The sequence below is a fragment of the Halorubrum sp. C191 genome (assembly GCF_002727095.1).
Lineage (GTDB): Archaea > Halobacteriota > Halobacteria > Halobacteriales > Haloferacaceae > Halorubrum > Halorubrum ezzemoulense.
On sequence record NZ_NHNZ01000201.1, the window covers coordinates 1 to 12,366 of the forward strand.

The 12,366-nt window shown below is 57.1% G+C and carries 15 protein-coding genes and 3 pseudogenes; 12 read left to right on the forward strand and 6 right to left on the reverse strand.

Annotated features, from left to right (window positions below; all coding sequences use genetic code 11):
* The 3 genes from Z052_RS17700 to Z052_RS17710 form a co-directional block, all read left to right on the forward strand.
* Positions 1-2,040: PAS domain-containing sensor histidine kinase (locus tag Z052_RS17700; RefSeq protein ID WP_099289307.1), on the forward strand; the 2,040-nt coding region annotated here is incomplete at its 5' end.
* 139 nt (positions 2,041-2,179) lie between these two features.
* Entirely contained in the window at positions 2,180-2,347 is a 168-nt protein-coding gene (locus Z052_RS17705) for a hypothetical protein (protein WP_199058318.1), read from the forward strand.
* Between the two features lie 421 nt (positions 2,348-2,768).
* Complete coding sequence (locus Z052_RS17710) at positions 2,769-3,068, forward strand: hypothetical protein (RefSeq protein WP_241898003.1); 300 nt, start codon at positions 2,769-2,771, stop codon at positions 3,066-3,068.
* A 59-nt stretch (positions 3,069-3,127) separates the two neighbouring features.
* Here Z052_RS17710 and Z052_RS17715 read toward each other — a convergent pair.
* Positions 3,128-3,927 (reverse strand): annotated as a pseudogene (locus Z052_RS17715) (recombinase family protein).
* Here Z052_RS17715 and Z052_RS17720 point away from each other — a divergent pair.
* The 4 genes and pseudogenes from Z052_RS17720 to Z052_RS17730 all read left to right on the forward strand — a co-directional run.
* Positions 3,914-4,399, forward strand: a pseudogene (locus Z052_RS17720) (hypothetical protein); the annotation flags it as partial. The pseudogenes Z052_RS17715 and Z052_RS17720 overlap by 14 nt on opposite strands.
* A gap of 24 nt (positions 4,400-4,423) precedes the next feature.
* Entirely contained in the window at positions 4,424-4,975 is a 552-nt protein-coding gene (locus Z052_RS17725) for a type II toxin-antitoxin system death-on-curing family toxin (protein ID WP_094494864.1), read from the forward strand.
* A gap of 2 nt (positions 4,976-4,977) precedes the next feature.
* On the forward strand, positions 4,978-5,115 hold the full coding sequence (locus Z052_RS20645; protein WP_004043292.1) for a hypothetical protein: 138 nt from the start codon (positions 4,978-4,980) through the stop codon (positions 5,113-5,115).
* A gap of 135 nt (positions 5,116-5,250) precedes the next feature.
* Positions 5,251-6,072, forward strand: a complete 822-nt coding sequence (locus tag Z052_RS17730; protein ID WP_094494865.1) for an SWIM zinc finger domain-containing protein — start codon at positions 5,251-5,253, stop codon at positions 6,070-6,072.
* A 45-nt stretch (positions 6,073-6,117) separates the two neighbouring features.
* Here the strand turns inward: Z052_RS17730 and Z052_RS17735 are convergent, their stop codons facing one another.
* Genes Z052_RS17735 through Z052_RS20315 form a run of 3 tightly spaced genes read right to left on the reverse strand, consistent with a single transcriptional unit; the run spans position 6,118 to position 7,496 of the window.
* Positions 6,118-6,669, reverse strand: coding sequence for a hypothetical protein (locus Z052_RS17735; protein WP_094582703.1), 552 nt, complete (start codon positions 6,667-6,669; stop codon positions 6,118-6,120).
* Positions 6,670-6,680: 11 nt separating this feature from the next.
* Positions 6,681-7,178, reverse strand: a complete 498-nt coding sequence (locus Z052_RS17740) for a type II toxin-antitoxin system VapC family toxin (protein ID WP_241898005.1) — start codon at positions 7,176-7,178, stop codon at positions 6,681-6,683.
* 6 nt (positions 7,179-7,184) lie between these two features.
* On the reverse strand, positions 7,185-7,496 hold the full coding sequence (locus Z052_RS20315) for a hypothetical protein (protein ID WP_049933181.1): 312 nt from the start codon (positions 7,494-7,496) through the stop codon (positions 7,185-7,187).
* Positions 7,497-7,643: 147 nt separating this feature from the next.
* Between Z052_RS20315 and Z052_RS21140 the strand changes: the two are divergent.
* Positions 7,644-7,994 (forward strand): annotated as a pseudogene (locus tag Z052_RS21140) (hypothetical protein); the annotation flags it as partial.
* Positions 7,995-8,070: 76 nt separating this feature from the next.
* Here Z052_RS21140 and Z052_RS17755 read toward each other — a convergent pair.
* Together Z052_RS17755 and Z052_RS20650 are read right to left on the reverse strand one after the other, a co-directional pair.
* On the reverse strand, positions 8,071-8,355 hold the full coding sequence (locus Z052_RS17755; protein WP_049933180.1) for a FeoC-like transcriptional regulator: 285 nt from the start codon (positions 8,353-8,355) through the stop codon (positions 8,071-8,073).
* On the reverse strand, positions 8,352-8,570 hold the full coding sequence (locus tag Z052_RS20650; protein ID WP_144050068.1) for a hypothetical protein: 219 nt from the start codon (positions 8,568-8,570) through the stop codon (positions 8,352-8,354). The genes Z052_RS17755 and Z052_RS20650 overlap by 4 nt, the downstream gene beginning before the upstream one ends.
* A gap of 114 nt (positions 8,571-8,684) precedes the next feature.
* Here Z052_RS20650 and Z052_RS17760 point away from each other — a divergent pair, with 114 nt between their 5' ends.
* The 4 genes from Z052_RS17760 (at position 8,685) to Z052_RS19980 (ending at position 12,276) form a co-directional block, all read left to right on the forward strand.
* Positions 8,685-9,467, forward strand: coding sequence for a rhodanese-like domain-containing protein (locus tag Z052_RS17760; RefSeq protein WP_099289309.1), 783 nt, complete (start codon positions 8,685-8,687; stop codon positions 9,465-9,467).
* A 67-nt stretch (positions 9,468-9,534) separates the two neighbouring features.
* Positions 9,535-10,461: a hypothetical protein gene (locus Z052_RS17765; RefSeq protein ID WP_094520235.1), complete on the forward strand. Its 927-nt coding sequence runs from the start codon at positions 9,535-9,537 to the stop codon at positions 10,459-10,461.
* Positions 10,458-11,294: a nucleotidyltransferase gene (locus tag Z052_RS17770; RefSeq protein ID WP_094494872.1), complete on the forward strand. Its 837-nt coding sequence runs from the start codon at positions 10,458-10,460 to the stop codon at positions 11,292-11,294. Before Z052_RS17765 ends, Z052_RS17770 begins: the two co-directional genes overlap by 4 nt.
* 193 nt (positions 11,295-11,487) lie before the next feature.
* Entirely contained in the window at positions 11,488-12,276 is a 789-nt protein-coding gene (locus Z052_RS19980) for a hypothetical protein (RefSeq protein WP_144050069.1), read from the forward strand.
* Positions 12,277-12,366: the final 90 nt, after the last annotated feature.

Below are 12,366 nucleotides of genomic sequence, written 5' to 3' on the forward strand. Positions count from 1 at the left end.
AATGAGGACGGTGAGTATATCTACGTCAATCAGGCCTACGCAGACATCTACGGATATGACCCCGACGAGATGGAGGGGGAACACTGGGAACTGATCTACCCCGACAGCGACACAGCGATGGTGCGGGACGTTATTTTGCCGACTGTCGCCGAAGATGGCTACTGGAGCGGGGAGACAACTGGGCTCCGAGCCGACGGAACGACCTTCGTTGAGGATCACACTGTTGCTCAGACGGAGACCAGTGAGCTAGTCTGTTCGGTACGGGATCGCTCTGTGAAACAGGAACAGGAGATCGCACTCACTCAATTTCGAACACTCGTCGAGACTCTCAACGATCCGGTCTACGTACTTGATGAAACAGGACAGTTCGAATACGTGAACGACGCGTTCATCGAAATGGTTGGGTACGAGCGTGAGAGAATTATTGGAGCGTCACCAGCACTAATTAAGTCATCGGAGGTGGTCGACCGCTCGGAAAGTCACCTCGGGAGGATTCTTTCGTCGAACGGCCCCGATAGCGTACAGTTCGAGATTGAGGTCCAGCCCGCCAAAGGGGAGCCAATCCCCTGTGAGGATCACATGGGCGTCTTACCCTACGAAGGGGAGTCTTTCGAGGGGTCAGTTGGGATTTTGCGTGATATCAGCGAGCGTAAAAAGCGCAAACAAGAGCTTGAGCAGACAAATACTGTTCTTCGCACAATCGTCGAAAATCTGCCGATGGGCGTACTCGTTGAAGACGCTGAACGTGACATACTCATGGCAAACGACCAGTTGGGCGAAACACTTGGCGTCCCAATCGACAGCGAGGAAGTAATTGGACGCGACTGCGCCACAGCAGCTGAAGAATTTAAATCCCGATTCACCGACCCAGAGGCGTTCATCGAGGCGATTTCCGAAAGGCTCGAACAACGGGAGTTGGTTCAAAACGAAGAACTCCACCTCACAGATGGTCGCGTGATAGAGCGCGATTACGTGCCGTACACTCTGCCCGACGGTGAAGCGAACTTATGGCTGTACCGTGACATCACAACACGTAAGCAGCAAAGTCAAAAACTTGAGCAGGCCAACGAGTTCCTTTCACAGACCCAAACCGTCGCAAACGTCGGTGGCTGGGAGCTTGACCGCCGAACAGAGTCGCTCCGTTGGACCGACGAAGTCTATGAGATCTACGGCGTCGACATGGAGTTCGAGCCAACGGTTGAGGATGCGGTCGGGTTCTACCACCCCGAGGATCAGGCGACGATCCGGGATGCCGTTGAGCGGGTGACGGCCGAGGGCGAACTGTTCGACTTGGAGTTGCGCATTGTCACGACGGACGAGGAGGTGCGATGGGTTCGCACCCGCGGCGAGCCTTGGCATGTGGACGGCAAAATTGTCGGTGTGCGCGGCACGTCTCAGGACATCACCGGGCGGATAGAACGCCAACAGAGACTCGAAGAGTTCGCCAGCGTTGTGTCACACGATCTGCGGAACCCGCTAAACGTTGCTACCGGGCATCTTGAGTTGGTGGCCGACGAGTCTGATAGCGACCATCTCAACAGTGTCCGCCGAGCACTAGGGCGGATGGAGGCGCTGATTGAAAATCTTCTCATTTTGGCTTGGGAAAATAAAGAGGTGAGTGACACCCAGCCGGTTGATCTCGCGACGATAGCCGACAGGTGTTGGGAGAACGTTCAGATGGAGCAGGGACGCGTAATTACTACGGTCAATCGAACCGTGTGGGCAGATAGCAGTCGTCTCAAGCAAGTATTTGAGAACCTGTTTCGGAACGCGGTTGAACACGGTGGGTCAGAGGTGACAGTGACGGTCGGAGAACTAGCCGATGGGTTCTATATTGAAGACGATGGGGCAGGCATTCCGACCGACGAACGCAACGCTGTCTTTGAGGTGGGCTACTCGCAGTCGGCAAATGGAACCGGGTTCGGACTGAATATTGTCAAACAGATTGTTGATGCTCACGACTGGCAGATTCGCGTTACGGACGGGACGGACGGTGGAGCACGGTTTGAGATCACGAACGTTAATTTTGTGAATAAATAGGCATTATTAACATCCTATCTAATTTAATACGGGCGCCGCGCTACTGTATCGCGTACATCAAGCAGCACGCCGATACGCTGCTCGGGAGGTTCGAGAAATGGCACGATCTGAATCAGGATCCGACTGGCGGGAGGAGTCCATGAGTGACGCCGAGCTCGAAGCGTTCGAGGACGCTGTCGGGGACCTCGGCGATCGCGTGAGTGAATTCCTCGCTGAAGGGTCGGACCTCTCTGCGGAGGAGATCGACGCCGACGTTGAGAACCTCCCCATGCCCGATCCGCTTGACGACCGCGCTGCCGACGAGTAAGACCTCGGCCGCGCGCTGCGTACGGCGGTCACAGGCCGCTTGTCCGACGTGGCTTTACCTACAGCTGAATTCTATAGGAGCGAGCACAGTAATTCTCATAAAGTAAACTATACTTTCAACAAATATAATTCTTATTAGGTCCCACAACCCGAGATAGCACGTATAGTCCCGAATAGTGATCCCAATACATCCGCGCCGGCGGAGACCGACACCGACGCAGTCTCGCGTGTTTGATTCAATACGTAACTGTAGAGAAACGTGTCTGACACGACTGTTGAGTAGAATATATTAGATAACCAAAAGGTCCCTATTAGTAGAATAGCTCAGGTCAAAGGAGTACCACGCCTCCGGTCGAAAGTTGACCGCTCCGACCCTGACGATGCCCCCGATTTCAAATGGGACCGACAAGATCGACCACATAATGTATGAGTCAGAGCTTCAGGACGGGGTATCGAGCAGCATTATTGACGGCGATGTATCGTCGTTGAACCTCAGCATCACCGACAACGAGTTTGCCGTCATCATTGATATAGGCGAGACTGACGCAGTTTACACGGCTGATGAAGCCCGTGAGCTAGCGACGAGTCTCAAATCCATCTCGGACCAGCGATGGGACGTAGAAAACGATGACATCGTAGAGTACCTCCGCGACTTAGCCGACGTGGTTGACAACGAGAAATCAGTAGATGAGGTAGAAGAGAAGTGGGAAAGTAGAGAGTAGATATCTCGGTCTGATAGGAACGTAAACCGTTGAGCCGATTGAGGGGGTGGGTAGAGGCGCTAGCGGTTGTTGACGTCCGTGGCCTCCTCTAACCGCTCGACGCGTTCGCGCAGTTCTTCGAGGGCGGAATCCTCGGCCCGTATATCCTCCAGCGGACGGACGTCGGTGAGCGCCTCGTCGACGCGGTCGTCTTCAGCTTCGCCGCCGAGGTAGAGGTCGCGCCGATCTTGGTGGAGACTCCGGAGCGTCGACTCGGCGATGCCGGTGTCGCCGGCGACAGTCGCGAACGACTCACCGCGGTCGACACGGGTGAGGGCCTCCCGGACGTGTAGGAACTCGGCCGGATCAACGCGGAGGTAGCCGTCCTCGACGACGAACCCTGCTGGCGGCCTCCCGGTCCACTTTCCGGCGGACTGTGCGGCGCGGACGCCCGACCGTATCCGCTGGAGTTTTTATGTTCTATCTGGGCGAGGTCGCCCATCAACCGAGCGACCATGCTGTATATCGTCTGCTGGAGTTCGCCGTCGTCGACATGGATCTTCAGGCCAACATCGAGGGCTTCGACGCCAGTGTCATGTTCCAAGCAGTGTTGGATGAACTCGTGAATCTCAGTCGGGCCGAGCCGAGAGAGCCGGCTGATTTCGTGAACGACCACGAGATCGAACCGTCCCGTCTCGACGGCGTCGAGGAGCTGGTTATACACCTCGCGGGTGTCGGTGTCGCCAGCGCCCGAGACGATTTCGGGATACTCTTCGATGTCTTTGACACCGAGACGCTCCAGATGTTCGTGGGCTTCATCGAGTTGCCGAGAGACATCCTGATCCGATGTCGAAACACGGGCGTAGATTGCTGCGGCCAGCGTCTACGGAGCCTGCCGATGTAACGGTCGCTCGCGGTTAGTGGACGACGTCAGCGAGATGGCCCGCGTGGCGGAGTCACGAGTCACGGACGCGTACAACACGCTGAACGAAGGGGTGGGCCTCCCCGCTGAGCCCGTTGCCCCCAGCATGTTCGTGCCGTGACTCGCCTCGGACCTCAAGTGTCCGGACGAGATCCGACAGCGGGCCCAAGCCCTCGCGGAGCAGGCCGAGGAGCGCGGCGTCACGACAGGCGTCCATCCGGCCGGATTCGCCGCGGCCTGCCTCTACACGGCCGGTCGCGAAGAGGGGCGCTGGCTGACGCAGTCCGGGGTTGTTGAAGCCGCTAACATCTCAACGACAACGATTCGGACCCATCGAGACACACTCCAACAGCTGGATGCTGAGCAGAGAATGGATACCAAGGGTGATACAGTAAATCGAAGGGCACCGGCGAAAGCAGAGGTTAGATAAGCGTCCTCACAGAGGGTATCGATAATGGGCGAAGAATCGGAGTCGATCAGCTATTTGTCGGCTGCTGATATCCGTGACATTCACGAGTTGATCGTGGAGTCAAATGCGGACACGACAGCGGGTATCTCTTCACCAGGTGATATCGAATACACCGTCGAACATATCCAGGAAGGCCATTTCGGCCAGGTTCCCGAATCGCCCCACGAGAAGGCATTCCAGCTGCTGCGACTCATCGCGGCGAATCATCCGTTCGTCGATGGCAATAAGCGAACGGCGCTTATGTCGGCCCGGATTTTCTACGCGCTGAATGGCCACCGCTTCGATTACGATCGAGAGATCAAAGAGATCCTGAAGGCGCTCGCGACCGATGAGGGCGCTGTCGATGGGGATGACGTGATCGAGTATCTCAGAGCACACACAGAGCCGCTCGCTCCGGAGTACGAGGCAACCATCAACCTGTGGCTGTCACGCATCGAAGGCACAGATCAGCTATCCAGAGATCCCAAGCTCGATACAGGCGACAATGAACAACACGAACCGAACGATTATGACGATGACCGCCATAGTGATGAATAAGGATGGCCGCTGAAAGTGAGCAGCCCGAGATTCCCGATGAGCTGTCCCCCGAAGAGGCACGGCAGTATCTCATTCGGTTCCTCGGACGCCAAGACCTCGACGAGCACGAGGAGATCTACGACGAACTCGCGACCGAGTAGGACTCTCTCCAGGCTGTTCTCCGTAGTACTGCAACAGTACCGTGGTTTCTCGCAGAGCGAGACCGTTCCAATCCGAAGCGAAAGCGAGATTGACGCACCGGTTTTCCCGTTCGCACTGGAACATCGGCCACGCATATGGATGTAACCGAGGACACGGTTCGAGACATCTGTACCGACGCAGTCTTCGAACGCGGCGAACGATATCTTGCTGAGGGCCGTATCCACGAAATACACCGCGTCGACAGCACCGTTACCGCCGTCGTGAGCGGCAGCCGTCAGTACGATGTCCGTGTTGACCTCGCCGCAGACGGGTTTGCCCCGTGGTGCGACTGTCCGTACGACAGGCCGGGAGCGTGCAAGCACGTCGTCGCCGTGTTGCTCCGGTGTGTCGACGACCCACCGGCAGACGACGGCGATCGACTCGATGCCGCACTCGACAGTGCCGACGACGATGAACTCCGCGCGTTCCTGCGTGACGAACTTGCGACCAATACGGATCTCCGCGAACGATTTCTCGCCGGCGTTGGCGAGCCGACGAGCCAGTCGGTCGGTGAGCTTCGTGCCTCGATCGATCGGCGGTTCCACGAGACGAACCCTGAGTACCACGTCGTCTTCGAGCCGATCGACTTCACGCAGTGGTTCGAGCTCGCGAACGAGTACCGCGAGCAGGAGCGGCACGCGTCAGCGGCGACCGTCTACCGGGCACTCGTCGAGTCCCTCGACGACAACATGGAGCGCGTCGACGGCGCGTACGACCACTTCTCGCGTGCGTTCAGTCAGGCACTCGACGGGTATGTTGACTGTGTCGCGACCGCGAACCGCGACGCTGATGCGGTCACTGACGCCGTTGCGTTCCTTGAGGAGCGGGTGACGGCGGGAACGCCGGTCCCCGCGGACCACTTTGAGAAGGCAGCAGTCGAGCTTCGAGCGAAGCTGGGCGAGCAGGCCGAGGAATAGCTGGGTCGCCCTCGATGACGCCCACACGTTCGACGACCGCGAAAATTAGTTTGTGTCGCGGTCAGTCGCGTCGATCATCTGTTCGCGAGCGGCTTCGACATCCGAGTAGAGCGCCAACGCATGCTTGATGAGTCGGCGGTCTTCCAGATTCTCCTCCCAGCGCGTAATCACGTCACGGCGTTCCTGAAGCTCGGCACTTGCGAGATCGCCATCAGCAAGCGACTGTTCGAGCTCCTCCCAGGTCTCAACTTCGTAAGTCGCCTGCCACTGCTCGATTTCCTCGGTGATCGCGGCCAATTCGTTGCGTAGCTCCTCGCGGGTGTTTTCCTCGATGAGCGTGTGGATCTCCTCGAAGAGCAGGCGCGTGTAGTCCGGCTGGTAGCGCGTCGTCTCACCGGCCTCGACGCGGCGCAGCTGGCCCTGGTCGACAAGATCCTGGAGTTCCTCGTTGGTCGTACTCCAGGCGGCGTCGGCCTGCTCGCTGATCCAGTTAACTGAGCGGGGTTCGCGAAGTGACTCGGCGACCGCTCGAATGCGGTCGCGGGCGCTCATCGACTCAGTCCACGACTGGGCCCCATCTCGCGAGGATTCGGTCATGGTTGGCACCTCTAGTCCTGATTACGATACGGAAGCGTTGTCACGTCGAACGCATCGTAGTGTCGGTCGTACGTAAGGATATGGTCGACCTCTAAGGCCTCCATATGGGCTGCAACAGTGAAATCGGTGAGTGACGCATCCAGATCCGTCCACTCGACGAACGTTGTTTTAGCATCATCGAAAACGTCCTCGGAAACGGATTCGAACTGATACAGCGTGCTCTCATCCAGTGTCGTCAGGAACGACGCGGCGTTCCGCATCGACGCTTGCTTTTTCAACCGGGTTGCGGCCTCGTCGACGATGTGATCGTTGACGATGAGACGACGATAGGGGAGATCACCGTCGCGGACGAACGCCATGAACGCTCGCGAGACGGCGTGCATCTGGTCCTGAGGGTTGAACAATGCGTACAGGAATTTCGGCCCGACGACAACCTCGTGGCGGACATGTCCTGGACGAAAATGTTCGGTTGTGACCGTGCCGATCGGGGTGTCGACTGGTTCAGCCATTTACGGTCAGGATTGCGCGGACGGGTCGTCGGCGAGCGTGAACGATTCGTCGCTGCCGTGCCACTCGTCGACGAGATCGTCTTCCTCGCGAGCGTCAGTCGCTGACGACGCTGGAAGGGACCCGTCATCAAGGTCGTCGAGAACGGTGAACGCCGGGTCGTTGGGATCGGCTTGCTGCTGGCGTTCGATCCACTCGAGAAGCGCCTCGTGACCGGCTTCTTTCAGCGAGAGGTCGTGTTCGCTTGCGAACTCCCGGAAGCGTTCGTATTCGTCCTCGTTCAGTTCAGTTTGAACGTGCTTGGTGTCGTTGCTGCTCATAGGATCCCAATTGCTACTCCCATCTACGTTCTCATGAAGTATAAGATGTTCGCATATCTTAGATCATGAACCATGCTCAAGTAGCTGACGGAGCGGACTACTGGTCCTGGCGTTGAAATACGAACCCGGGACAAACCTCAACAATCGATGCGTGATCGCTATCTAGATTTCGAGGAACTACGGCCCACCGGCGAGGCATCCCACATCCCGGACACGATGCTGGACGACAGGTGTGAGGGTGCCCCCCGGCGGCAACGCGTCGCGACGACTACAGGTAGCTACCCTGATGTGCCGACGATAACCGACGGCGAGTGCCGGTCCTGTGGGGCGTCAGTCCCAGCCGGCCAGCTGAAATGCCGGTTCTGTCTCTCTAACCATCTCGGAAGTGGCGCCACTAACACGAACGAGGCAGCGTCGACGACGTGCCTCGGCATTATCTATCTGGTTGTCGAGTCGGCCACGTTCTACGGTGCCGTCGCGAAGGGCGGCGCCGCAGCGTTCGTTACCACCCTTGATCTGTGCGTTACCCGCTTTTGCGGTGGCGTACACTCGTATGGCGCGACAAGTCGACCAGTTAGGACTTGACAGCGACGCAGTCGTGCTCCGCAAGCAGTTCCCGACCACGCTGGGTCAGCAGATAGCTCATTGGATTCCCGTCGGCACCCATTCCACAGGCATCGGACATCGGACAGCCGCTACAGGCCGCCGACTCACAGTCGATCGCGCGGAGGTACCCCTCACGGACCATCGAGTCAAGCATCCCACGGATGGCATCTTCCCGCGTGTCCAACTGGGTGGCGATCGTCGAGACGGGTACGTTTCGTGCGACCATCGCGAGGACACGACGGTAGGTACTCACGACGCAACCACCTCACGAAGTCGGTCGATAACAGCGATTCCGTCAACGTGACGGATAGCGGGGAGCGTGAGCAGAACGGCGATGAGTGCTGGCGCGTACAGTGGCGCTAATGCGCCGAAAATTGCCCCTGGTGGAGCAATCCACGTCTCAGCGCCGCCCGGGATCGCTTCCAGTACCGCAGTCAAAAGCTGAGTTCCGGCCGTGATCCAGAGCATACCACTGGCGAGAACAACGGTCGCCCGCTCGCGTACACTGGGGACGTCGCCGCTCCGTCGGCCGCTCGGACCGACGGGAACGCGTGGGTACCGCTTGGTGGGCCGGCCAACCGGATGGGTCGGGTCGCCGCGAACGACATCGCCGGACGTGACGACCGCCTCGATCCGGTCTTGGACACCTCGATCGCGAAGGTGTTCGATCTCGACGTCGGTACCGTCGGTGACACGGCAGCGGCGCTCGACGAGGCGGGACAGGCGTACGAAGCAGTCTACACGAGTCAGCCAAACCACGCGGAGTACTACCCTGGGGCGTCGGAGATTGACTTCAAACTCCTGTTCGATCCCGACGACGGAACGCTCTTCGGTGCCCAAGCCATCGGCGAGAGCGGCGTCGATAAGCAAATCGACGTCCTCGCGACGGCCATCGCACACCGGGACACCGTGTTCGATATCCGCGATTACGATCTCGCGTACGCGCCGCCATACTCGGCCGCGAAAGACCCGGTTAACATGTTAGGAATGATCGGTGCGAACGTCGTCGAAGACATCGCCGACATCGTCCATCTCGATGAGTTTCTCGAACGGAAAGACGAGGCAACGGTCGTCGACACCCGCCCTCCGGAGATGCGGGAGGCCCAAGGACGGATCGACGGCGACGAGAACGTCCCGCTCGGCGAGCTCCGAGAGTGGGCCGCCGACGCCAATCCGGACGGGGAGGTGCTCACGTACTGTAAGATCGGGAAGAGCTCCTACATGGCAACCCGGGTACTGGCAGAGTACGGGATAACGGCTCGCAGCCTGACCGGCGGCTACTACCGCTACGAGTACGCGGCAACGGACGACAGCGAACGAGTCGAGTATGTTAGGCCAACACATATTTTTGACACTCAAAAGTAGGATATATTTTATTTTGTCTCAAAATAGCCCAGGTGCTTAAGTAGGTCATGGGCAAATATGAGACAACATGATATCTGAAATAGAATTGCGGATTCTCTCTACGCTCGACTCACCAAAGACCAGACAAGATCTAGGTGATGAATTGGATTACCTCGAATCAACGGTGTCGCGGGCACTCGGGAGCTTGGAACAGGTCGATCTTGTTTATAAGGAGAAAGCCGGGAATCAGATGATCGCCAAACCAGTAGATGCTCGATGCGTCGAGGTGTTTCAGTCACTTACAAAATCGAACCCACATGTTGATTTCCCTGACCTGCTGACTTCATCGATGTTGAACGTGGTGTACTATCTCAGTAGTGAGGAGCAGTGGACAGCCACCGAGCTCACTGAACACACCGGGCATGCGCGAGCCACGATTTATCGAAACCTTCGGACGCTAACCAACCGAGCAATGGCGACCAAAGAACACAGTGAATATAGACTCCGAGAGGAATTCGATGAGCTCCATCTGTTCGCGACCGAACTCCGCCACCACATCCATCGCGTCCGGATCAAACGTGACGTAGGCGCTGGAACAATCCTTTGGGAATCTCACAAGGAGTTTCTCATGCGGACAGACACTGATGTCGAAGACGAGAATTATCACCGAACCGGTCTCGATGCGTTTGCCGAGTACAGACTTCAGTTCTTTACAACATCCGAGCAGTACTATTTCTACTCAGAAGGTCGAGACTCGCTCGATCCCACAGACCTCATCTGCCATCTCCTTCTCATCGAAAACGATTCACGACACAGAAAGTACGTGCTCTTACTCATCGCCGAAACAGAGCTATCCGAGGAGTCTCTCAAAGAGGCAGCGACCTACTACGGAGTTGAAGACATCGTACTCCCGCTCGTAGAGTTCCTCCGCACAGAAGGGAGCGTTACGTCAGAGAGCACACCAGTGTGGGAAGAGTTTGAATCCCTTGCGTCCGAGTATGGGGTCGAAGTATGAGCCGTGAGCCGACGTTCGAGTCCTCCGCAATTCGACGGCAGTTCAGCGAACTTGCCAATCTCATTGACGACGATCTCACCGTGTATCTGATCGGCGGGGGAGCACTGACCTTAGAGGGGCTCAAGAACGCGACGAAGGACATCGATCTCATCGTTCGCGAAGAGTCGGAGCTGCGGCAACTGTGGAACGTACTCACCTCTGCGGGGTACAAACCGAAAGAAGACCTCGGCGAAGAGTACGACGAACTTGGGGCGGCATTCATTCTCGAAAAGGACCACCGTCGATTCGATGTCTTTCACGAGCAGGTGGCGGGTGTGATCTCACTGAGTGACTCGATGGTCTCACGCAGCCGGCACCTGTTCGAAGAAGACGGACTTTCCGTTCGGATGGTATCGCTGAACGACATCTTCCTGTTCAAAGCTGTCGCAAATCGCGAGGATGACGTCGAAGATATGGTACGTATCGCTCAGGCAGGGATTGAGGATGACGTGGTCGTCGAGGAGATCATGTCGCAGCTAGATCTGCTTGGGAGTGACGACTTCATCGGAGCAATGAAACAGAAACTGGAACGACTGGAAGACCGCGGATTCGTCTTCGATATTCACGATGAAGTAAACGAACTCTACGATCGAAGCCAAGATGGATCAAAAGTCAGGAACGCCATTGTTTCGCTTCGTGAGCACGAGTACGATGACGATCTCTACACAGGTGTTCCGGAGTCCGCTCTTGAGCGACAACTTGGGGAGAAAACCACCACCTCAGGGGTCGAGTGGCTGCTGCGGATTAGCGATTTACATCGTGAATCGGATGGCTCGCTAGTGCTTGTGACGTAGTGTTAATCCTTGAGCCAGATGGGACGACTCACTCCATATCGACGTGGTCGGACATCAATTGTATCAGATATTATTGATTTCGGTGGGCTAGAATACAATAGCCTCTTGAGGGAACCGCTGGAAATCCAATATCCAAGTAGCGATGACTGGGTTGGACGAAAAGTTACAGCCCCCACGGAACCGGAGCCACTACGTGGATGTAGTGGTCATACTCGGCGTCGCTGGTGCGCTTATCGGCGTTCACGTATGGCTTCCAAACAGGCTACTATCGGAGTTCGTATTCACATACGGGGAGCCCAGTCTGGTGACCGCTTGGACGGCGGCTACGATTCACGATAGTACTGTACATCTTACCTCAAATCTTGTTTGGTACGGCGTCGTGATTGGGCCGGCCTACGCACTGTATACCAGTTGGAGTCGACGCCGACTGTTCTGGCTGCTGTATATGAGTCTTCTTGTCGCCACTCCGCTCAGTACGATCGCTGTCGACTATTGGTTGCTGTATCAGCGATGGGGGCTTGTCGGTCCCGATTCGATTGCGTTCGGATTTTCCGGCGTTGTGAGCGCCTTCGGTGGCCTGCTGGTTGTCGGTCTCATTGGGGTCATCGCTGCGTGGTACTCGTGGTCAATCTCAATCGCCACAACGGTCGGATTCGTAGCGAGCGGCTTGTGTATCGCACTTGCTCAGTCACCACTGGTTGCGGTTCCGACCAGTGAAATGCTAACCGTCGGTATTGTGCTCGTGGTGGGACTCGGTTCGTTTTGGTGGTGGTCGAGAGAGCGTTCTCTCCGTCGATGGCTGTCGGCTCATCAGGATGCGATTCTACTCTTTGGTGCGTGCGGGATCGTCATCACCGCGCTTGTGGCAGGGATATTCTCTGTTGAGACTGTTTCGAACGGTCGGTTTCCGAATGTAGTCGCACATGGTACTGGGTTCTTGACTGGCGTCACTCTAGCAGCGACTGGGCAGATTCTTGCGTGAAGGGTATTCGCTCAACGTCGTGGTGCGATTCGTATCGTGGTGACGTTCGGCAGTGAGCTGTCGGTTCGATATCTCGCTCTTATGTAGAAA

Coding starts and splice junctions, on each gene's coding strand:
- Z052_RS17760 (WP_099289309.1), top strand. CDS start 8,685: ATGGGTCGGGTCGCCGCGAACGACATCGCCGGACGTGACGACCGCCTC.
- Z052_RS17730 (WP_094494865.1), top strand. CDS start 5,251: ATGGATGTAACCGAGGACACGGTTCGAGACATCTGTACCGACGCAGTC.
- Z052_RS17765 (WP_094520235.1), top strand. CDS start 9,535: ATGATATCTGAAATAGAATTGCGGATTCTCTCTACGCTCGACTCACCA.
- Z052_RS17740 (WP_241898005.1), bottom strand. CDS start 7,178: ATGGCTGAACCAGTCGACACCCCGATCGGCACGGTCACAACCGAACAT.
- Z052_RS17705 (WP_199058318.1), top strand. CDS start 2,180: ATGAGTGACGCCGAGCTCGAAGCGTTCGAGGACGCTGTCGGGGACCTC.
- Z052_RS17710 (WP_241898003.1), top strand. CDS start 2,769: ATGTATGAGTCAGAGCTTCAGGACGGGGTATCGAGCAGCATTATTGAC.
- Z052_RS17735 (WP_094582703.1), bottom strand. CDS start 6,669: ATGACCGAATCCTCGCGAGATGGGGCCCAGTCGTGGACTGAGTCGATG.
- Z052_RS20650 (WP_144050068.1), bottom strand. CDS start 8,570: ATGCTCTGGATCACGGCCGGAACTCAGCTTTTGACTGCGGTACTGGAA.
- Z052_RS17725 (WP_094494864.1), top strand. CDS start 4,424: ATGGGCGAAGAATCGGAGTCGATCAGCTATTTGTCGGCTGCTGATATC.
- Z052_RS20645 (WP_004043292.1), top strand. CDS start 4,978: ATGGCCGCTGAAAGTGAGCAGCCCGAGATTCCCGATGAGCTGTCCCCC.
- Z052_RS17770 (WP_094494872.1), top strand. CDS start 10,458: ATGAGCCGTGAGCCGACGTTCGAGTCCTCCGCAATTCGACGGCAGTTC.
- Z052_RS20315 (WP_049933181.1), bottom strand. CDS start 7,496: ATGAGCAGCAACGACACCAAGCACGTTCAAACTGAACTGAACGAGGAC.